Here is a 20,244-nt window from a genome sequence, read left to right on the forward strand (position 1 = left end):
ATTATGAGCATTGCCGATCGAGTCCGACCTGGTTCGGCGCCCACGTCGATTGCCCTGTCCGACGCGGCCATCGACGCCGACGGTCACGTTCGCACGTATGAGGTGCGTACCTACGGCTGCCAGATGAACGTGCACGACTCGGAGCGGCTGAGCGGCTCGCTCGAGGCGGCCGGGTACGTTCCGGCGTCCGGTCCCGAGGCAGACGTGGTCGTGATCAACACCTGCGCTGTGCGTGAGAACGCGGACAACAAGCTGTATGGCAATCTCGGCCACCTCGCGTCGGTGAAGCGTCGCCATGCCGGCATGCAGATCGCCGTCGGCGGATGCCTTGCACAGAAGGATAAGAACGTCATCCTCGAGAAGGCGCCGTGGGTCGACGTGGTCTTCGGCACCCACAACATGGGGTCGTTGCCGAGCCTCCTCGAGCGGGCGCGCCACAACCACGAGGCGCAGATCGAGATCCTCGACGCGCTCGAGACCTTCCCGTCGACGCTGCCGACCAAGCGCGACTCGACGTACAGCGGGTGGGTGTCGATCTCTGTCGGGTGCAACAACACCTGCACGTTCTGCATCGTGCCGTCGCTGCGTGGCAAAGAGAACGACCGCCGACCGGGTGACGTTCTGGCGGAGATGCAGTCGCTGGTGGATGACGGCGCCGTCGAGATCACCCTGCTGGGGCAGAACGTGAACTCCTACGGGGTCGACTTCGGCGATCGTCTCGCATTCGGCAAGCTTCTGCGTGCCGCAGGCGAGATCGACGGACTGGAGCGCATCCGGTTCACCAGCCCGCACCCCGCCGCGTTCACCGACGATGTGATCGACGCGATGGCGGAGACGCCAGCGGTGATGCCCCAGCTGCACATGCCGCTCCAGTCCGGCTCGGACCGCATCCTGCGGGCGATGCGTCGCAGCTACCGCTCGGAGAAGTTCCTGGGCATCCTCGACCGGGTGCGGGCGCGCATCCCGGATGCCGCGATCAGCACGGACATCATCGTCGGGTTCCCCGGCGAGACGGAAGAGGACTTCCAAGAGACCCTGCGCGTCGTCGAGAAAGCACGCTTCGCCTCCGCATTCACTTTCCAGTATTCCCAGCGCCCCGGCACCCCGGCGGCGACCATGGCCGACCAGGTTCCGAAGGAGGTCGTGCAGGAGCGCTACGAGCGCCTCACCGCTTTGCAGGAGCGCATCGGTCTCGAGGAGAACGAGAAGCTCGTCGGCCGCGAAGTGCACGTGCTCGTCTCGACCGGGGAAGGCAAGAAGGACGCCGAGACGCACCGCATGAGCGGTCGCGCCGAAGACAGCAGGCTGGTGCACTTCGAGGTCGCGGCGGGCTCGGAGACACCGCGCCCCGGTGACGTGGTGACCGTGCGGATCACCCACGCCGCGCCATTCCACCTGCTCGCCGATGCAGAGCCCGGTGTTCCGCTGCGGGTGCGGCGCACGCGTGCAGGCGACGCCTGGGACCGTGCGGAGGAGGAATCCTGCGCCATCCCGTCGCACGGTTCTGCCGGTGGTGCCACGGGCCCCGTCTCTCTAGGACTGCCTACCTTGCGTTCGCGGCTCGAGGTCGGCACGCCGGCCGGGCCCACCACCCCGATCTACGACCTCACCGACGACGAGCGGTGAGGGTGGGTGCTGACTGAGGGCACGGTCGCACCGCTGCTCGCGATCGTCGGCGCGACGGGCACGGGCAAGAGCGACCTCGCGCTCGAGGTCGCGACTCGACTCGATGAGCAGGGCGCACGTGCCGAGATCGTCGGAGCCGACGCCATGCAGCTGTATCGCGGCATGGACATCGGCACAGCGAAGCTTCCGGTCGCCGAGCGCAGGGGCATTCCGCATCACCTGATCGACGTGCTCGACGTGACAGACGAGGCGACGGTCGCGTGGTACCAGCCGCATGCGCGCGAGGCGATCGCCGACATCCGTTCGCGGGGCGGGGTGCCGATCCTGGCGGGCGGCTCAGGGCTCTACGTCTCGAGCGTGTTGTACGACTTCGCGTTCCCAGGGCGCGACGCAGCGCTGCGAGCCGAACTCGAAGTCGAGGAACGGGAGTCGGGCATCGCGCCGCTGCTCGAGCGCCTGCGGGAGCTCGACCCTGCGACAGCGGAACGCGTCGATGCCGCCAACGCCAGGCGCGTCATCCGTGCTCTCGAGATCGCGCAGCTCGCCGAAAAAGGGTACGGCGCCGCGCTCCCCGAGCGACCGGTGCTCTGGTCGCCCTCGGTGGTGCTCGGCCTTCACGTCGCGCGCGAGAAGCTCGTCGAGCGGCTGGATGCCCGGGTCGACGTCATGTGGCGCGCCGGGCTCGTCGACGAGGTGCGTGGCCTCCTTCCCGCGGGCCTCGAACGGGGAGTGACGGCCTCGAGGGCCATCGGATACGCACAGGCGATAGCGCAGCTGAAGGGAGAGTCGAGCGAGCAGGATGCGATCGCCGAAACGCAGAGGCTCACCCGGCGATACGCCCGTCGGCAGGTCTCATGGTTCAAGCGATACCCGGACCTCGAGTGGCTCGACGCGGATGACGGCGACGCGAGCACAGCGCTCGATCGGCTTGCCGGCATCGCACTGGATAGGCTGTCGCGGTGACCACTCTCTCGTTCAGCAAGGGCCACGGCGCCGGAAACGACTTCGTGCTGTTCGCCGACCCGGACGGCACCATCGACCTCACCGCCGCGCAGATCGCTCTGATCTGCGACCGGCACTTCGGAGTGGGCGCCGACGGCGTGATCCGCGCCGTGCGCTCGACCGCGATCCCCGAGGGCGCGTTCTCGCTGTCGGAGGACCCGACCGCCGAGTGGTTCATGGACTATCACAACGCCGACGGAACGCCCGCTGAGATGTGCGGCAACGGCATCCGCGTCTTCACCCGCTACCTCATCGAGGGTGGCTACACCGACCTTCGCCCGGGCCAGACGCTGCCCATCGGCACGCGGGCAGGCGTCCGCGACGTGCAGCTGAGCGGCACGGGATTCCAGGTCGACCTCGGCGGCTGGCACCTCACGGGAGACGACCCGCTCGTGCGTGCGAAGGAGCTCGGTGTTGCTCGACCCGGTCTCGGCATCGAGGTGGGCAACCCGCACGTGGTGGTCGCCCTCGCCGACGACGATGAGCTCGAACGCGTCGACCTCGGACCCAGCCCGATCATGGACCCATCACCGATCGGCGGCGCCAATGTCGAATTCGTCGTGCCGTTCGAGCCGCTGGTGAGCGACGGCGTCGGCCGCATCCGCATGCGCGTGCACGAGCGTGGCAGCGGGGAGACGCTGGCGTGCGGCACCGGCACGGCCGCCGCGGCCCTCGCCACCCGTTTCTGGGCGGGCGAGGGCGCTCCGGACGAGTGGAAGGTGCGCACCCCCGGTGGCACACTCGGGGTGCGGATGTTCCCGGCTGAAGACGGCGAGCACGTCGCGCTCTCCGGCCCCGCGGAGCTCGTCTTCGACGGTGAGGTCACCATCGGTTGACGGTCGAGTTACCTCCGCTGGTCGAGTAGCGCGCCGGAGGCACGCGTATCGAGACCCGCCTGGTTGCTGAGGTCTCGATACGCGTGCCGCTTTGCAGCGCACTACTCGACCAGCGAGGCCGAGCGCTGAACGTGCAGCACTCGATATCCCTTGCTGGATGACGCGCGTCGCACACTGAACTCGGCGTTCAAGGTCGACTCGAGCCACCGCTGCAGGGAATCGGCGCCGAGGTTGCGCTGCACGACGAGCCAGGCATCCGCGTCGATGTCGAGACGGGGGAGCCATCGCGACAGCAAGGCGTGCAATTCGGCCTTGCCGACCCGGATCGGCGGATTCGACCAGATGGCGCGAAAGGCGAGTCCATCGGGAACATCGTCGGGCAGCACAGCGTTGACATTGGTCAGACCCAGAGCGGAGACGTTGCGGCGAACGACATCCAGGGCTCGCTCGTTCACGTCGACGGCCCACACGGTCGCTTGAGGAGACTCGAGAGCGAGTGTGAGCGCTATCGGGCCCCAGCCGCAACCGAGGTCCATCAGATCGCCGCTCGGCGGGGCGTCCGGGGCGTCGGACAGGAGCACCTGGGTGCCGGTGTCGATGCGATCCGGGCTGAAGATTCCAGCGGCGGTGGTGAGCTCGACGTCTCGGCCCGCCAGTCGCACCGAAAGAGCATGCAGCTTGGCGTCGCTGCCGGGTTGGGACGTGAAGTAGTGCTCGCCGCTGGCCATACAAGGAACGTACCGTGCGGCGATGCCGCTGTCGGCAGGGAGAACTATGGTGGAACGAACGATGAGTGAACTGGATACCGAAGAACAGACGCGCGACGACGTCGTCGCGCGTGTACTCGCGCGCGCCGATCAGACGCCGGCACGCAGCACCATCTTCGGTGGCTCGGCGCAGGCGCTTCAGGGCGTCGGCGCTGACGGCCACGATGCGGATGGCGAGCAATTCGACCGTGAGGAGCGTGCGGCGCTGCGCCGCGTCTCCGGACTGTCGACCGAGCTCGAAGACGTCACAGAAGTCGAGTATCGGCAGCTGCGTCTCGAGAACGTCGTGCTGATCGGCGTGTACTCGGCGGGAACACTCGCGGATGCCGAGAACTCGTTGCGCGAGCTCGCGGCGCTTGCCGAGACGGCCGGTGCGGTCGTGCTCGACGGTCTGTTGCAGCGCAGGCCTCACCCCGATCCCAGCACCTATCTGGGAAGCGGCAAGGCTCAGGAGCTGCACGACGTCGTCGCGGCGCTCGGCGCAGACACCGTGATCGCCGACACCGAGCTCGCGCCGAGCCAGCGGCGTGCCCTCGAAGACATCGTCAAGGTGAAGGTGATCGACCGCACGGCGGTCATCCTCGACATCTTCAGCCAGCACGCCAAGAGTCGAGAGGGCAAGGCCCAGGTCGAGCTGGCCCAGCTCGAATACCTTCTTCCCCGCCTCCGCGGCTGGGGTGAATCGATGAGCCGACAGGCCGGTGGTCAGGTCGGTGGTGCTGGCGCGGGCATGGGAAGCCGTGGCCCCGGCGAGACGAAGATCGAGCTCGATCGTCGCCGTATCCACTCGCGCATGGCCAAGCTGCGCAGGCAGATCAAGGAGATGAAGCCGGCCCGCGAGGCCAAGCGCGCCAACCGCAGGCGCAACAGTGTGCCGTCCGTGGCGATCGCCGGGTATACCAACGCCGGCAAGTCGAGCCTGCTCAACCGCATCACCAAGGCAGGCGTGCTCGTCGAGAACGCGCTGTTCGCGACTCTGGATGCCACGGTTCGGCGATCCATCACGGCCGACGGCCGGCTGTACACGCTCGCCGACACGGTGGGCTTCGTGCGCAACCTTCCGCACCAGCTCGTCGAGGCGTTCCGGTCGACCCTCGAGGAGGTCGCGGACTCCGACGTGATCGTGCACGTCGTCGACGCCTCGCATCCCGACCCTGCCGCACAGCTCGCCACCGTTCGAGATGTCATCGGCGAGGTCGAGGCGCGCGACATTCCGGAGATCGTGGTCTTCAACAAGGCCGACCTGGTCGACGAGGACCGCAGGCTCGAGCTGCGAGGACTGGAACCGACGGCGATCTTCGCGTCGGCGCGCACCGGTGAGGGTATCGACGAGGTGCTCGCCGAGATCGCTCGTCTGCTGCCGGATCGGTCTGTGAAGATCGATGTGCTCATCCCATACGACCGGGGCGATCTCGTCTCGGCGCTGCACGAGCGTGGTCGCGTGCTCGACACCGCGTACGAGCCGGAGGGAACGAGGATCACGGCGCGTGTGGCGGAGGAGTTCGTGCCCGTCTTCGAGCCGTTCCTGGCCATCCCCGTCGCCGCGCTGGTCGAGTAGCGCCGACCGCAGGTCGACGCGTATGGAGACCCGTCCGGCGGCACATGAGGTCTCGATACGCGCGACGGCTTCGCCGCCGTGCTACTCGACCAGCGGGGATGAGTAGCGCGGCGTAACACGAGACATCCGCTCTCGCGCGCCCTTGCTACTCTGTTGCCGACACAACGTCGAGCCCGGCCGATGGCCGCTCGACAGGAGCGACAGCCGAGCCCGGCACCCGCCCACAGATCGTAGGTTCTCCCTGCGGTCTGCCACCGATGCGGTGCGGATGCTGTGAGTGCGAGGTGCGCGCTCGTCTCCCCGCCGCCGAGTTGAGGGAGCCGCCATGAGCGAATCGTTCGCCGTCGACGGCGCCGCGCGATGTCCTGCGAGCACGCCGTTCTCGTTCGAGCTGTACCCACCGAGGAACGCCGCCGCCGCCGAGGCGCTGCCCGACACGATTCGCCGCCTCGCCGCGGTCGGCCCCGAGTTCATCTCCGTGACGTACGGCGCCGGCGGTTCATCCCACGCCACTTCGCTCGACGTGGTGAAGCACATCGTGCAGCACACGTCGGTGACGCCCATGGCGCATCTGACGTGCATCGGGTCATCCCATGCCGAGGCGGCGCGGATGATCCGAGAGTTCCTCGACGCGGGCGTGACGAGCTTCCTCGCCGTGCGAGGAGACCCGCCCGCCGGCGGCACGGCGACCGACGCACCGGTGGGCGACCTGCACAGCTCCGCCGAGCTGGTGCAGCTGGTGCACCGCATCCAGGCGGAACGGGCGCCGTACCGTGAGATCCCCGTGCCGGGGCTTCCGCACGCCAGCGAGGTCGGCAAGCGCGAGAAGGTGACGATCGCCGTGGCGGCCTTCCCGAACGGGCACCCGCGTTCGCACTCGGTCTCGCAGGACATCGACACCCTTCTCGCCAAGCAGGCCGCAGGCGCGAACCTGGCGATCACCCAGCTGTTCTTCCACGCATCGGACTACTTCGCGTTCGTCGATCGCGCGAGGTCTGCGGGCGTCGAGTTCCCCATCCTGCCCGGCATCATGCCGATCACGAGCCCTGCACGCCTCAGGCGAATGCTCGAGCTCAGCGGCGAAGACCTGCCGAGTGACCTCGCCATCCGTCTCGAGGTCGAACCGACCGACGAGGGCAGGCGCGAGATCGGCATCGAGCACGCCGCCGCGTTCGCGGAGCGACTCGTGCAGGGCGGCGCACCGGGCATCCATCTCTACACGTTCAACCAGCCGCACACCTCCCTCGACGTGCTCGAGCGGTGCGGCCTCATCGACCAGTCGGCGCTCGCCTACGACCACGCCGGCACGGACTCCGCCAGCACACACCAGAAGGAACAAGCATGACCTCCGCCTTTCCCACCGGAACGATCATCGGCTACCCGCGCATCGGGCGACGCCGCGAGCTCAAGAAGGCTGTCGAGGCCTTCTGGGCCGGCAGCATCTCGGCCGACGAGCTGGAGTCGACCGCAGCCGGCCTGCGCGCAGCGACGAGGGCTCGCCTCGCTGAGCTCGGTCTCGGCAAGGCCGACTCGTCGATTCCCGAGTCCTTCAGCTACTACGACCAGGTGCTCGACGCAGCGGTCACGTTCGGTGCGATCCCGGCGCGCTTCGCCGAGCTCGTCGACGCGAACGGCAAGGTCGACCTGGCGGGGTACTTCACGGTGGCGCGTGGCGCAGGCGACGACGCCCCGCTGGAGATGACCAAGTGGTTCGACTCGAACTACCACTACCTGGTGCCGGAGATCGGGCCGGACACCGAGTTCCGCCTGGCCTCCGACCGGCTCGTCTCTGAGTTCGAGGAAGCGAAGCGCGACGGCTACCTCACCCGGCCCGTCATCGTCGGACCGGTGACGTTCCTTGCGCTGAGCAAGGCGGCGGACGGCGCAGCTGAGGGGTTCCGACCGCTTTCGCGCCTCGCAGACCTGCTTCCCGTGTACCGGGAGCTGCTGGCGTCGCTGAAGGCCGCAGGCGCCGAGTGGGTGCAGCTCGACGAGCCCGCGCTCGTCAGCGAGAGCCTCGATGACGCTCGCGCGGACATCCTCACCGCGGCGAAGCAGGCATACGACGTGCTCGGATCGGCGGATGCCCGCCCGCAGCTCTTCGTCGCGGCTCCGTACGGCGCCCTCGACGACGCACTGCCCGTGCTGGCGGCTACCAGGGTGGAGGCCATCTCCCTCGATCTCGTGCGGGGAGACGTGCCGACGGCACTGGACGCGGACACAAAGGCGGCGCTGCGTGGCAAGACCGTGGTCGGCGGCGTGATCGACGGGCACAACATCTGGCGCGGCGACCTCGAGTCCGCGTTCGGAAAGCTCGAGTCGCTGCTCGCCCTGTCCCCGAACCTGTCGGCGTCGACCTCGACGTCGCTGCTGCACGTGCCGCACGACGTGGATGACGAGCCGGAGCTCGACGCACGCCTGGCGTCCTGGCTCGCGTTCGCGGACCAGAAGGTCGGTCAGATCGAGGTGCTGGCACGAGGACTCGAAGACGGGCACGAGGCGATCCAGGACGAGCTGGCACAGGCATCCGAAGCCCTCGCGGACCGCCTGGGTGCGCCCGGTGTGCGTGACGGCGCCGTGCGTCAGCGCGCGGCTGCTCTCACCGATGCGGACTTCGCGAGGGGTGCATACGAGGCCAGGCTGAACGCGCAGGATGCCGCACTCGGGCTGCCGACGCTGCCGACGACCACCATCGGCTCGTTCCCGCAGACCGGCGACATCCGCAGGTCGCGCGCGCAGTTCGCGAAGGGTGTCATCACCGAGGCCGAGTACCTCGGGCTCATGCAGGCGGAGATCAAGAGGGTCGTCGACCTGCAGGAAGAGATCGGTATCGATGTCATCGTGCACGGCGAGCCGGAGCGCAACGACATGGTGCAGTACTTCGCCGAGAATCTCGACGGGTTCGCGGTGACGCAGAACGGCTGGGTGCAGTCCTACGGCAGCCGGTGCACGCGTCCTTCCATCCTGTGGGGCGACGTCTCGCGACCGAAGCCGATCACGGTCGACTGGTCCACGTATACGCAGTCGCTCACCCAGAAGCCCGTGAAGGGCATGCTCACCGGTCCCGTCACCATCCTTGCCTGGTCGTTCGTGCGCGACGACCAGCCGCTCGGCGACACGGCGCGGCAGGTCGCCCTCGCTCTCCGCGACGAGATCGCGGACCTCGAGACGGCGGGCATCCGCATCGTGCAGGTCGACGAGCCGGCGCTGCGCGAGCTGCTTCCGCTGAAGAAGAAGGACCAGGCCGACTACCTCGACTGGTCCGTCGGATCGTTCCGGCTCGCGACCAGCGGCGTCGGCGATGCGACACAGATCCACACGCACCTCTGCTACTCGGAGTTCGGTGTCGTGATCGACGCCATCCGCAACCTCGACGCCGACGTGACGAGCATCGAGGCGGCGCGCAGCCGCATGGAGGTCGTCGACGACATCAAGGCCAGCGGATTCGACCACGGCATCGGGCCGGGTGTGTACGACATCCACTCGCCCCGCGTGCCGTCGGTCGCCGAGGTGACCGACCTGATCGACAAGGCACTCTCGGGCATCCCGGAGCGTCAGGTGTGGATCAATCCGGACTGCGGCCTGAAGACCCGTGGCTACGACGAGACCGTGGCATCGCTGAAGAACATCATCGAGGCGACGCGCACGGTGCGTGCGAGGCAGACCGCCTAGTGCCGCACCACCTGAGGCCTTTCCGGGTCTCGTGCTGCAACAGGTGCGGAGCGAGGCCCGGAACAGGACCGTTGAGACGGAGCGGTCAGGATGTCGCGCGCTCCGTGATGCGCTCGGTGACCTCGGCTGGCGAAAGCAGGCCGGTGTCGAGCACCAGGTCGTGCGGGATCGCGGCGTCGTCCAGTGCGGCGTCGAGCTCGGGATGACGTGCGAGGTGCCAGCGGAGCCCATCCGGGTCATCCTCATGACGTCGATGCAAACGTTCAGCGACCAGCGCGGGGTCGGCGATCAGGCGCACGAAGAGGGCGCGGGATGCCCCAAGGGCGTCGGCGTAGCGAGGTATCTCGACGGCGGATTCGATGACGCCAGCAGTGACGATCACCCGTACTCCGTCGGCCCGATAGTTCGCCGCCACGGAGCGGAGATTGCTCAACGCCAGCTCGTTCTGCCACGGATCCTCGGGCAGTGACGGTCGTCGCCGGCGGAGCGCATCGACATCGATGAACGCTGAGACGAATCCGCGCTCGGCCAGTGCGTCTGCCACTGCCTCGGCGACCGTGGTCTTTCCGACGCCGACCGAGCCGTTCAGAAAGATGGCGTCGTACATCCGTCGCGCCGGGATCAGACCGTGCGCAGCACCGCGACCACCTTGCCGACGACCTCGGCGAAGTCGCCGAGGATCGGCTCGTAGGCGGAGTTGCGGGGGAGAAGCCAGGTGTGGCCGTCGCGCTGCCTGAAGACCTTCACCGTCGCCTCGCCGTCGAGCATGGCGGCGACGATGTCGCCGTTCTCCGCCGTCTTCTGTTGCCGAACGACCACCCAGTCGCCGTCGCAGATGGCCGCGTCGATCATCGACTCGCCCTGCACCTTCAGCATGAAGAGCTCGCCGTTGCCGACGAGCTGACGGGGGAGAGGGAAGACCTCTTCGATCTGTTGCTCGGCGGTGATCGGCACCCCGGCGGCGATACGGCCGACGAGCGGCACCATCGTGGCGTCGCCCACCGGAACGGAGGTCTCGAAGTCGGCAGCATCCGATCTGCCCGTTGCCGCCGGCAGGTCGATGAGCACTTCGAGGGCACGGGGACGGTTGGGGTCGCGGCGAAGGTAGCCGCTGAGCTCGAGCTGGTTCAGCTGGTGAGCCACGCTGGAGAGCGAGGCGAGGTTCACGGCATCGCCGATCTCGCGCATGCTCGGCGGATATCCGCGCTTGCTGACGGAGCTCTGGATCACCTCGAGAATGGCGCGCTGCTTCTCGCTGAGGTTCTTGCGGCGGCGCGTGCGCGGCTTCTCCGCGGCGGTGCGCGTCGTGCGCGGGCTTCCGGTGCCCTCGGTCTCGCTCACGTGCTCGTCCTCTCGTTTCACTGCGGTTCGAGCACCTGCTCGCCCGAATGTCGGTGGTGGGTGATTCAGTTCCTACGTGACGATCGAAACTCTATCTGGCAAACGGCCCGAATCGGCCGCTTTGTTCGAGCGTGTTGACGATCAGTCGCACCCAAATACGAACATAGCCTTGAAATACGTCGAAATCGAAGATAGATTCGGAACACGAGTTCGATTCTCAGGAGGAGAAGCCATGACAACCATCGGGGTTGCTATGCATCGCACCGGCATGACGCGAGTGCGCACCCGCCTGACCCGCCGTGGTCGCGTCGTTCTCGCAGCACTCGTCGTGCTGCCCGCCCTGGTCGTCGGAGGTGTCGTCGCCGCGAACAATGCGGCAGAGGCGGGCACGAACTCCTCCTACTCGGCGTCGTTCCGTCACATCACGGTGCAGCCAGGAGACTCGCTCTGGTCGATAGCCCGTCGCATCTCGCCGGCGAGCGATCCGCGCGATGTGATCGGCGCCATCATCGACCTCAACGGGTTGTCCTCCAGCGTCGTGCAGGCTGGTCAGAGGCTGGCCATTCCGCACCAGTACGACAGCACCTCGCACTGACGGTGACGCCCGGTCGACCATGGTGTCGCACGGGCAAGCATGGTAGCGCGTGGGTGGGCATGGCGTAGCCCGTCGGCTTTCGCGTCACCCTTTAGCCGCGTCGGCCCATGGCCGCGTCGCCCCTAGCATTGACGGGTGACTTCGTTCTCCGACCTTCCGATCCGCGACGATCTGCGCGGAAAGACTCCTTACGGCGCGCCGCAGGCTCCTGTGCCGGTGGCGCTGAACGTGAACGAGAACACGCATCCGATCCCCGACGACGTTGTAGCCGACGTACTGGCATCGGTCGCCGAGGCTTTGAAGGAGGCGAACCGGTACCCCGATCGCGAGTTCACGGAACTCCGCGAGTCACTTGCCGGGTACCTGGGCCACGGGCTCGACGCATCGAACATCTGGGCGGCGAACGGATCGAACGAGGTGCTGCAGCAGATCCTGCAGGCCTTCGGGGGACCTGGGCGCACCGCGCTCGGCTTCGCCCCCACCTATTCGATGTATCCGCTCCTCGCATCCGGAACGGGAACGGGCTGGATCGCCGCGGATCGTGACGCAGACTTCGTCGTCACCCAGGAGCACGCGGCACGCGTCGTCTCCGAGAGGCGGCCAGATGTGGTCATCCTGTGCGCTCCCAACAACCCGACGGGCACACCGCTGGGTCTCGATGTCGTCGAGGCCGTGTACGACGCTACCCCGGGCATCGTGGTCGTCGACGAGGCCTACGCGGAGTTCATGCCTCAGGATGCCCCGAGCGCGCTGACTCTGCTGCCCGGTCGCGAGCGACTGATCGTGTCGCGCACCATGAGCAAGGCGTTTGCATTCGCCGGGGTGCGCCTCGGCTACCTCGCCGCCGACCCGGCCGTCGCCGACGCCTTGCGCCTCGTGCGCCTTCCGTACCACCTCTCCGCTCTCACCCAAGCGGCCGCGATCGCCGCACTCCGTCACGCCGGCGAGATGCTCGCGACCGTGCACGACATCGTGGAGCAGCGCGATCGCATCTCGGCGGTGCTCGCCGCGCTCGGGTACACGGTGCACGACTCCGGCAGCAACTTCGTGCTGTTCGGCGGGGTGGATGACCCGCACGCGTTGTTCCTCGCGCTCAAGGAGCGCGGCATCCTCATCCGTGACGTCGGCATTCCGAACCACCTCCGCGTGAGTGCAGGCACAGTGGAGGAGACCGGCATCTTCCTGGACGCGATGGCGGAGCTCGCCCGACCGTGACCCGTCTCGCCCGAGCGTGACCCGTCCCTCCTCTCCTTCGCGAGACTGCGCGTCTGCGCCGAGAATGCGGGTAGCGCCGGCCGCGGTGGCGTGGGCGTGCAGTCTCGAGGAATGGTCGCGGCCGGCATCGCCGATATCGTCGCTGCGCGGCTCACCGGCTCAATCGGGTCGGCTACCGGAGCGAGCTCCCGCAGCGCTCCCCTCAATCGCCGATAAACTCGGTCGCATGAGCAACCGCACCGCCAGCATCCGCCGGGAAACCAGCGAATCGAGCATCGAGCTGTCGCTCGACCTCGACGGAACGGGACGCAGCAGCATCCACACCACTGTGCCGTTCTACGACCACCTGCTGACGGCTTTCGCCAAGCACTCGCTTACCGACCTCACCGTTCGGGCCAAGGGCGACATCGAGATCGACGTGCACCACACGGTCGAGGATGTCGGCATCGTGCTCGGCCAGGCGATCAAGCAGGCGCTCGGTGACAAGAGCGGCATCGCGCGCTTCGGCGATGCGACGGTTCCGCTCGACGAGGCGCTCGTTCACGCCGTCGTCGACATCTCTGGTCGCCCGTACCTCGTGCACACGGGGGAGCCGGCCGGCTTCGAGCACCACCTCATCGGTGGTCACTTCACCGGTTCGATGGTTCGCCACGTCTTCGAGGCGATCGCATTCAACGCCGCGCTGACCGTGCACGTGCGCGTGCTCGGCGGACGCGACCCGCATCACATCGCTGAGGCAGAGTTCAAGGCCTTCGCGCGCGCGTTCCGTCAGGCGAAGGCGCTCGACCCGCAGGTCGAGGGCATCCCGTCGACGAAGGGCGCCCTGTGACCGACGGCGTGACCGACGGCGCTCTCGAGAGCAGTGGGATGACCGGCCGGAAGCCGAACGCACCGTCCGTCGTCGTGCTCGACTACGGGTCGGGCAACGTGCACTCAGCCGCGAAGGCCCTCGAGGCGGTCGGCGCAAGGGTGACGCTCACCGCGGACCGCGGCGCTGCGCAGGACGCCGACGGACTCGTCGTCCCCGGCGTGGGAGCCTTCGAGGCGGTCGTCGACCAGCTGAAGGCCGTACGCGGACACGAGATCATCGACCGTCGTCTCGCGGGCGGCATGCCGGTGCTCGGCATCTGCGTGGGAATGCAGGTGCTCTTCGAGCACGGCGTCGAACATGGTCGAGACACCGAGGGCCTCGGCGAATGGCCGGGCACCGTCGAGCGGCTGAAGGCCGACGTGCTGCCGCACATGGGCTGGAACACCGTGGACGCCCCTGCCGGCTCTGTTCTGTTCGACGGCGTTCGCGACGAGCGCTTCTACTTCGTGCACTCGTACGCGGCGCAGAACTGGGAGCTTCCGGCATCCGACACGTTCGCCCCCGCGAAGCTGACGTGGGCCGATCACGGCGGGCGCTTCCTCGCCGCCGTCGAGAACGGTCCCCTGTCTGCAACCCAGTTCCACCCCGAGAAGTCCGGTCAGGCCGGCATGCGACTACTGCGCAACTGGGTGCAGAGCCTGCCGTCACGCGCGTCCTGAGCCGACCCGACCTCGTTCCGTCCACCACGAAGGATCCATGCTGCGATGACCACTATCAGCGACACCCCGAAGCTCGAGCTGCTCCCCGCGGTCGACATCGCCGACGGCAAGGCTGTTCGCCTGACGCAGGGCGAGGCGGGCAGCGAGACGAGCTACGGTGATCCGGTCGACGCGGCGCACGAGTGGATCGAGCAGGGTGCACGCTGGATCCACCTGGTCGACCTCGACGCCGCGTTCGGTCGCGGACACAACCGCGAGGTGCTGAAGGCCGTGCTGCACGGCACTCACGGTGTCAACGTCGAGCTCTCCGGGGGAATCCGCGACGACGAGTCGCTCGAGCGTGCCCTCGACCTCGGTGCGAAGCGGGTCAACCTCGGAACGGCCGCACTGGAGAACCCGGAGTGGGCCGCGGACGCCATCGCCCGATTCGGCGAGGCGATCGCCGTCGGGCTCGACGTGCGCGGCACGACCCTGGCGGCCAGGGGATGGACGCGCGACGGCGGCGACCTGTGGGAGGTGCTCGCCAGGCTCGAAGACGCCGGCTGCGCCAGATACGTCGTGACAGACGTCACCAAGGACGGCACCCTGCGCGGTCCGAACCTCGACCTCCTGAGGCAGGTCACCGAGCGCACGGACCGGCCGGTAGTGGCGTCCGGGGGAATCTCGAGCCTCGACGACATCGCCGCACTGCGTGAGCTCGTGCCGCTCGGGGTCGAAGGCGCGATCGTCGGCAAGGCGCTCTACTCGAGCGCTTTCACCCTCGCCGAGGCACTGGATGTCGCAGGGTTCTGACGACCACGGCCACCTCTTCGGGTCGAGCGACAGCGCCGACTCGGCCGGACAGCCGTGGCAGGGTAGACGGTTCGAGCAGAGCGCCGCGTCGTCGGACGATGGTTCGGCCGACCCGGCTCTGATCGCCGCCTTGACGGCCTTCGTGACGGATGCCGGCGACGCGGTGGCCGTCGTCGAGGCGTTCCGCGGTGCGAGGCTGCTCGTTCCGCTGCTGGCTCACGCGGGTGACGTCGGCGAGACCGCGGATGGCCACCTGGTGGACAAGACCCAGGAGCTTTCGATCACCACGGTCAGCGCACCGGATGGCCGGGCTGTGCTTCCCGCTTTCACGTCGGTGCAGACCCTCGCAGCGTGGAACCCGAAGGCTCGACCGGTACCGGCCCCCGGACCTCGCATCGCCCTCGCTGCGGCGAGCGAGCAGACCGAGCTGGTCGTGATCGATCCGACGAGTCCCAGCGAGTTCGTGCTGCGGAGGCCCGCGGTCACGGCACTGGCAACGGGATCGGCGTGGCGGCCTCCGTGGTCGGACGCCGAGTTGCAGACGGCATTCCGTGAGTCCATCGCCGACGAAACATCGGTCGTGGAGGTGACCCTCGCGCCCGGCGACCCGTCGGCAAGGCTCGCCGGTCCCGAACTCGAGGTGGGACTCGTGCTCCTGCCGGGCCTCGATGCGGATGCGGTTCGCGACCTCGTACAACGTCTCAGCGGCAAGTGGGCAGGCTCGGCGCTCATCGCGGAGCGCGTCGACTCGATGACGCTGCGCCTGCTCACCCCCTGAGGTCGACCGGCGCCAGATCACCGCGTCTTCGTCAGATCACCGAACCGGTGTACTTCTCCCCGGGTCCCGAGCCCGGCGCGTCGGGGATGACGGATGCCTCACGGAACGCCAGCTGAAGGCTGCGCAGGCCATCCCGCAGGCTGCGTGCGTGCTGGTCCCCGATGTGCTGCGCGCTCGCGGTGACGAGTCCTGCGAGGGCGTCGATCAGCTTGCGCGCCTCGTCGAGGTCGGTTTGGGTTGCCGGGTCATCCGCCAGTCCGCACTTGATCGCGGCCGCGCTCATCAGGTGAACGGCCGTCGTGGTGATCACTTCGACGGCGGGCACGTCCGCGATGTCACGGGCTGCGTCGGCGACCGTCGCGCCGTCTTCCTCGTCGTCGAAGCGGTGGACGTGCTGATCGGACATGCTGCCTCTGTCGTGAATCGTGGTGAATGGGCGGAGTTCAGCGATGTGCTCCGCGTCTGGTAAGCTATCTCAGGCTTTCGGGGCGTCGTGACGTCTCGGAAGGGAAAGTGGAGATTCTCCCACCCGCGCTTGACCGCTTCACCAGGTTACCGGGTCGTTAGGCACTCCGCCGCGGAGACGCAAGTCGCCGTGGTTGACGTAGAGGGTGCGAGATGCACGGTCGCGCGAGCGCGAACGTGGTGTGTGAGAACCCTCTGCCTACCATCCGACGGCGCCGCCGCACGGATGCCAGCACAGCAATTGTTGATCAGAGGAGACACGCATCAGCGATCCCCGTACCAATGACCGTATCCGTGTGCCCGAGGTTCGTCTCGTCGGCCCCAGCGGAGAGCAGATCGGCGTCGTCAAGATCGAGGTCGCCATCCGTCTCGCGCAGGAAGCAGACATGGACCTCGTCGAGGTTGCTCCGAACTCGAAGCCGCCCGTCGCGAAGATCATGGACTACGGCAAGTACAAGTACGAGGCTGCGCAGAAGGCCAAAGAGGCCAGGCGCAACCAGGCGAACACCGTGCTGAAAGAGGTGCGGTTCCGTCTCAAGATCGACAAACACGACTACGAGACCAAGCGCAAGCGCGCCGAGGGATTCCTCAAGGCCGGAGACAAGGTCAAGGCCATGATCCTGTTCCGCGGCCGTGAGCAGTCTCGCCCCGAGCAGGGTGTGCGGCTGCTGCAGCGCTTCGCAGAAGACGTGGCCGAGTTCGGTTCTGTGGAATCGAATCCGACCATCGACGGACGCAACATGGTCATGGTCATCGGCCCTCTGAAGAACAAGTCGGAGGCCAAGGCCGAGGCCAACGCACAACGTGCCGCGAACCGCGCGCGCTCTCAGCAGCGCACGGATTCGGCCACCGAGGCGGACACGGTTTCCGCCACCGATGAGGAGAAATAATGCCCAAGCAGAAGACCCACTCCGGGGCCAAGAAGCGATTCAAGGTCACCGGCAGCGGCAAGGTGATGAAGCAGCAGGCCGGCATGCGCCACAACCTGGAGCTCAAGTCGAGCCGTCGTACGCGTCGGCTGAACCAGGACCAGGTGCTCCCCGCGGTAGACGCCAAGGTCGCCAAGAAGCTTCTCGGCAAGTAAGCCGACAACGACGCGTAAAGGATATTGAGCAATGGCAAGAGTGAAGAGGGCCGTCAACGCCCACAAGAAGCGTCGGGTCGTCCTCGAGCGCGCTGAGGGCTACCGCGGTCAGCGGTCGCGCCTCTACCGCAAGGCCAAGGAGCAGGTCACCCACTCGCTGGTCTACAGCTACCGCGACCGTCGTGCCCGCAAGGGTGACTTCCGTCGCCTGTGGATTCAGCGCATCAACGCCGCGAGCCGCCAGAACGGCCTCACCTACAACCGCTTCATCCAGGGCCTGAACCTGGCGGGCGTCGAGGTGGACCGTCGCATCCTGGCCGAGCTCGCCGTGAACGAGCCCGCCACGTTCGCCTCGCTCGTCGAGACCGCGAAGAAGGCGCTGCCTGCCGACACGTCGGCCCCGCGCGCCGACGCCGCGTAGTACCACAGCACAGATCGGCCCGCACCCCTCGGGGAGGCGGGCCGATCCGCATTTCCAGCCTTATCGGACGGTGAGTGGAGGGCGTCGATGCGTTGGGCCGCCACGGAGACCATAGGTGAGGGTTGGGCCGGACGGCCACTGGCGTGAACGGCGACCAGCTGGCCGAACCGTACGACCGACCGGCCCGGCCGACTTCGAAGGCGGCAGTCGCGCCGCACATGAGGGCGAGCTGCAGATCTGCGTTCGCAACCCGCTCCACGAGGCGGCGGCGTGGACGGCGCCGATCGCGACCATGCGCCCACCCGACTGCGGCGCGCCCGACAGGGGCGGGCGCGTACGGCAAACAGGCGCGGGCGCGCAAAACGGCACAGCAGCGAGCACCTTGCCAGCTAGGCTGGCAAGGTGCTCGACAACCCCCGCTCGCCCCGGGTTCGTGCCGTCGCCAAGCTGGCGAAGAAGCAGGCGCGTGCCGAGACCGGAACGTTTCTTCTCGAGGGTCCGCAGGCCGCCCGTGAGGCGCTCACCTGGCGGCCGGAGTCCGTTGTGGATCTCTATGCGACGCAGAAGGCGTTCGCGAAGCACGACGACGTCGCCGCGCTGGTGAGGTCGACGGGGGTGCGGAGCGATTTCGTCACGGAGCAGGTGCTCGACGCGATGGCCGACACCGTCACTCCGCAGGGATTCGTCGCGGTCTGCAGGCAGTTCCCTGCGACGCTCGACGAAGTGTTCGATGCGTCGCCACGGCTGATCGCCGTGCTCGAAGAGGTGCGCGATCCGGGTAACGCGGGCACGATCATCCGTGCCGCCGATTCGGCGGGAGCGGACGCCGTCGTGTTCGCCGGTCACACCGTCGATCTCTACAACCCGAAGGTGGTGCGTTCGACGACGGGCTCCCTCTTCCATGTGCCCGTCGTGACCGGCGCTGCGATCGACGATGTGCTCTCCCGTTCGCGTGCTGCGGGCATGCGGGTGATCGCAGCGGACATGGCGGGGGATGACCTGCTCGTCGCCCGAATCAGCGGCGAGCTCGCGCAGGCCACAGTGTGGGTGTTCGGCAACGAGGCGCACGGCATCTCCGACGAGGTGGTCGAGCTCGTCGACCGCGTGATCACCGTTCCGGTGTACGGCCACGCGGAGTCGATGAACCTGGCGACGGCCGCGTCGGTGTGCCTCTACGAGTCGGCGTTCGCGCAGCGCAGCTAGCCGGATGACCGCATGCCGCGTCCCGGCACCGCGGCATGCCCTCCCGGTCCACCCTCTCCCGAGCCTGCATCCCCACGCCTTACCCGTGGGTAAAGCCCGCAGCGATGGCGTGGGCGTGCGGTTTCGCGAGCGGGCGACGCGGCTCCCCTAAACTTGGTGACCGTGCCAGAACCCATCGAGATCACCGAATCCGCGGTGCAGCAGGCGGTGGATGCCGCCCTCGCGGCAGCCGACGCGGCGGCCGACACCGCAGAGCTCAAGGCGGCGCGAACGGCTCACGCGGCGGAGCACTCGCAGCTCGCCCGGCTGAACGCCGCGTTGCGCGACGTGCCGGCCGACCAGAAGGCCGCGTTGGGCAAGCTGGTCGGACAGGCCCGTGGTCGTGTGAACCAGGCGTTCGCGGCGAAGGAAGCCGTGCTCGCCGAGCAGGAGAACGCGAAGCGACTGGCCGACGAGGCCGTGGATGTCACCGAGGTGGCGCTTCCCGGGCGCACCGGTGCGAGGCATCCGCTGTCCCTTCTGCAGGAACGCATCGCCGACATCTTCGTCGGCATGGGCTGGGAGGTCGCGGAGGGGCCTGAGCTGGAGAGCGAATGGTTCAACTTCGACGCGCTCAACTTCGCGCCCGATCATCCTGCGCGTGCTCTTCAGGACACGTTCTTCGTCGAGCCTCCCGAGGCGCACCTCGTGCTGCGCACGCACACGTCGCCGGTGCAGATCCGCGCTCTCCTCGAGCGTGAGCTGCCGGTGTACGTCGTCGCGCCCGGACGCGTCTATCGCACCGACGAACTCGACGCGACGCACACCCCGGTGTTCAGCCAGGTCGAGGGCATCGCCGTCGACAAGGGCCTCACCATGGCGCACCTGCGCGGCACGCTCGAGCACTTCGCGCGTGCGATGTTCGGCGACGAGGCGAAGATCCGCCTGCGCCCCAACTACTTCCCCTTCACCGAGCCGAGCGCCGAGATGGATGTCTGGCATCCGGGCGCCAAGGGCGGCCCTCGCTGGATCGAGTGGGGCGGCTGCGGCATGGTGAACCGCAACGTGCTGCGGTCGGCAGGCATCGACCCGGACGTCTACTCGGGTTTCGCCTTCGGCATGGGCATCGAGCGCACCCTGCAGTTCCGTCACAACGGCCTGAATGACATGCGCGACATGATCGAGGGCGACATCAGGTTCTCCCAGCAGTTCGGAATGGTGGTCTAACCGTGGCGACGACTCCTTACTCCGCGCCTACTGCGCGAAGAGCTCGGCGGTGCCCAGCCGCGTTCTCGTCGTCGGCCGCACAGTCCAGTGCGACCTCCTCCTCGGCCTTGCTGGCCACCACCGATCTCTCCGCTCGCTACGGCGCGGAGTAAG

Annotated in this window: 21 protein-coding genes; 17 read left to right on the top strand and 4 right to left on the bottom strand. The window is 67.8% G+C overall.

Annotated elements, in window-relative coordinates:
• Window positions 1-3 precede the first annotated feature (3 nt).
• Genes miaB through dapF form a run of 3 tightly spaced genes read left to right on the top strand, consistent with a single transcriptional unit; the run spans window position 4 to window position 3,464 of the window.
• Entirely contained in the window at window positions 4-1,626 is a 1,623-nt protein-coding gene (miaB, locus tag ACYVDN_RS02225; protein WP_460568013.1) for a tRNA (N6-isopentenyl adenosine(37)-C2)-methylthiotransferase MiaB, read from the top strand.
• A 6-nt stretch (window positions 1,627-1,632) separates the two neighbouring features.
• Window positions 1,633-2,589: a tRNA (adenosine(37)-N6)-dimethylallyltransferase gene (miaA, locus tag ACYVDN_RS02230; RefSeq protein ID WP_460568015.1), complete on the top strand. Its 957-nt coding sequence runs from the start codon at window positions 1,633-1,635 to the stop codon at window positions 2,587-2,589.
• Window positions 2,586-3,464 carry a diaminopimelate epimerase gene (gene dapF / locus ACYVDN_RS02235; RefSeq protein ID WP_460568017.1) on the top strand — a complete coding sequence of 293 codons (879 nt, stop codon included), beginning with the start codon at window positions 2,586-2,588 and terminating at the stop codon, window positions 3,462-3,464. The genes miaA and dapF overlap by 4 nt, the downstream gene beginning before the upstream one ends.
• A 101-nt stretch (window positions 3,465-3,565) precedes the next feature.
• On the opposite strand, the gene ACYVDN_RS02240 is transcribed toward dapF, so the two are convergent.
• A complete protein-coding gene (locus ACYVDN_RS02240) occupies window positions 3,566-4,192 on the bottom strand; it encodes a class I SAM-dependent methyltransferase (RefSeq protein WP_460568019.1) in 627 nt (208 codons plus the stop codon).
• A gap of 61 nt (window positions 4,193-4,253) precedes the next feature.
• Here ACYVDN_RS02240 and hflX point away from each other — a divergent pair, with 61 nt between their 5' ends.
• The 3 genes from hflX to metE all read left to right on the top strand — a co-directional run bounded on the left by hflX (window position 4,254) and on the right by metE (window position 9,461).
• Window positions 4,254-5,789, top strand: coding sequence for an HflX GTPase family protein (gene hflX / locus ACYVDN_RS02245; protein WP_460568021.1), 1,536 nt, complete (start codon window positions 4,254-4,256; stop codon window positions 5,787-5,789).
• A gap of 325 nt (window positions 5,790-6,114) precedes the next feature.
• Window positions 6,115-7,134, top strand: a complete 1,020-nt coding sequence (locus ACYVDN_RS02250; protein ID WP_460568023.1) for a methylenetetrahydrofolate reductase — start codon at window positions 6,115-6,117, stop codon at window positions 7,132-7,134.
• Complete coding sequence (gene metE / locus ACYVDN_RS02255; RefSeq protein ID WP_460568025.1) at window positions 7,131-9,461, top strand: 5-methyltetrahydropteroyltriglutamate--homocysteine S-methyltransferase; 2,331 nt, start codon at window positions 7,131-7,133, stop codon at window positions 9,459-9,461. The genes ACYVDN_RS02250 and metE overlap by 4 nt, the downstream gene beginning before the upstream one ends.
• Before the next feature lie 85 nt (window positions 9,462-9,546).
• On the opposite strand, the gene ACYVDN_RS02260 is transcribed toward metE, so the two are convergent.
• Together ACYVDN_RS02260 and lexA are read right to left on the bottom strand one after the other, a co-directional pair.
• Window positions 9,547-10,068, bottom strand: a complete 522-nt coding sequence (locus ACYVDN_RS02260) for an AAA family ATPase (protein WP_460568027.1) — start codon at window positions 10,066-10,068, stop codon at window positions 9,547-9,549.
• Window positions 10,069-10,082: 14 nt separating this feature from the next.
• On the bottom strand, window positions 10,083-10,802 hold the full coding sequence (gene lexA, locus ACYVDN_RS02265) for a transcriptional repressor LexA (protein WP_460568029.1): 720 nt from the start codon (window positions 10,800-10,802) through the stop codon (window positions 10,083-10,085).
• Window positions 10,803-11,034: 232 nt separating this feature from the next.
• Between lexA and ACYVDN_RS02270 the strand changes: the two genes are divergently transcribed.
• From ACYVDN_RS02270 to ACYVDN_RS02295, 6 genes are all read left to right on the top strand, one after another.
• Entirely contained in the window at window positions 11,035-11,397 is a 363-nt protein-coding gene (locus ACYVDN_RS02270; protein ID WP_460568031.1) for a LysM peptidoglycan-binding domain-containing protein, read from the top strand.
• Window positions 11,398-11,532: 135 nt separating this feature from the next.
• Window positions 11,533-12,612 (top strand): histidinol-phosphate transaminase, encoded by a 1,080-nt coding sequence (locus ACYVDN_RS02275; protein ID WP_460568033.1) that lies wholly within the window; start codon window positions 11,533-11,535, stop codon window positions 12,610-12,612.
• Between the two features lie 226 nt (window positions 12,613-12,838).
• Window positions 12,839-13,441: an imidazoleglycerol-phosphate dehydratase gene (gene hisB / locus ACYVDN_RS02280; RefSeq protein WP_460568035.1), complete on the top strand. Its 603-nt coding sequence runs from the start codon at window positions 12,839-12,841 to the stop codon at window positions 13,439-13,441.
• Between the two features lie 38 nt (window positions 13,442-13,479).
• A complete protein-coding gene (hisH, locus tag ACYVDN_RS02285; RefSeq protein WP_460572204.1) occupies window positions 13,480-14,142 on the top strand; it encodes an imidazole glycerol phosphate synthase subunit HisH in 663 nt (220 codons plus the stop codon).
• A gap of 45 nt (window positions 14,143-14,187) precedes the next feature.
• Complete coding sequence (priA, locus tag ACYVDN_RS02290; protein WP_460568037.1) at window positions 14,188-14,934, top strand: 1-(5-phosphoribosyl)-5-[(5-phosphoribosylamino)methylideneamino] imidazole-4-carboxamide isomerase; 747 nt, start codon at window positions 14,188-14,190, stop codon at window positions 14,932-14,934.
• Complete coding sequence (locus ACYVDN_RS02295; RefSeq protein WP_460568039.1) at window positions 14,918-15,712, top strand: SseB family protein; 795 nt, start codon at window positions 14,918-14,920, stop codon at window positions 15,710-15,712. Before priA ends, ACYVDN_RS02295 begins: the two co-directional genes overlap by 17 nt.
• 31 nt (window positions 15,713-15,743) lie before the next feature.
• Here ACYVDN_RS02295 and ACYVDN_RS02300 read toward each other — a convergent pair whose 3' ends face one another.
• Window positions 15,744-16,118, bottom strand: coding sequence for a DUF1844 domain-containing protein (locus tag ACYVDN_RS02300; protein ID WP_460568041.1), 375 nt, complete (start codon window positions 16,116-16,118; stop codon window positions 15,744-15,746).
• Window positions 16,119-16,473: 355 nt separating this feature from the next.
• Here ACYVDN_RS02300 and infC point away from each other — a divergent pair, with 355 nt between their 5' ends.
• From infC to pheS, 5 genes are all read left to right on the top strand, one after another.
• Window positions 16,474-17,067, top strand: coding sequence for a translation initiation factor IF-3 (gene infC / locus ACYVDN_RS02305; protein WP_460568043.1), 594 nt, complete (start codon window positions 16,474-16,476; stop codon window positions 17,065-17,067).
• Window positions 17,067-17,261 carry a large ribosomal subunit protein bL35 gene (gene rpmI, locus ACYVDN_RS02310; RefSeq protein WP_460568045.1) on the top strand — a complete coding sequence of 65 codons (195 nt, stop codon included), beginning with the start codon at window positions 17,067-17,069 and terminating at the stop codon, window positions 17,259-17,261. Before infC ends, rpmI begins: the two co-directional genes overlap by 1 nt.
• A 31-nt stretch (window positions 17,262-17,292) precedes the next feature.
• Window positions 17,293-17,682, top strand: coding sequence for a 50S ribosomal protein L20 (gene rplT, locus ACYVDN_RS02315; RefSeq protein ID WP_460568047.1), 390 nt, complete (start codon window positions 17,293-17,295; stop codon window positions 17,680-17,682).
• A gap of 402 nt (window positions 17,683-18,084) precedes the next feature.
• Window positions 18,085-18,885 (top strand): TrmH family RNA methyltransferase, encoded by an 801-nt coding sequence (locus tag ACYVDN_RS02320; RefSeq protein WP_460568049.1) that lies wholly within the window; start codon window positions 18,085-18,087, stop codon window positions 18,883-18,885.
• Between the two features lie 162 nt (window positions 18,886-19,047).
• Window positions 19,048-20,091 carry a phenylalanine--tRNA ligase subunit alpha gene (pheS, locus tag ACYVDN_RS02325; protein ID WP_460568051.1) on the top strand — a complete coding sequence of 348 codons (1,044 nt, stop codon included), beginning with the start codon at window positions 19,048-19,050 and terminating at the stop codon, window positions 20,089-20,091.
• The last annotated feature ends 153 nt before the right edge of the window (window positions 20,092-20,244 follow it).

Source organism: Humibacter soli (assembly GCF_054779035.1).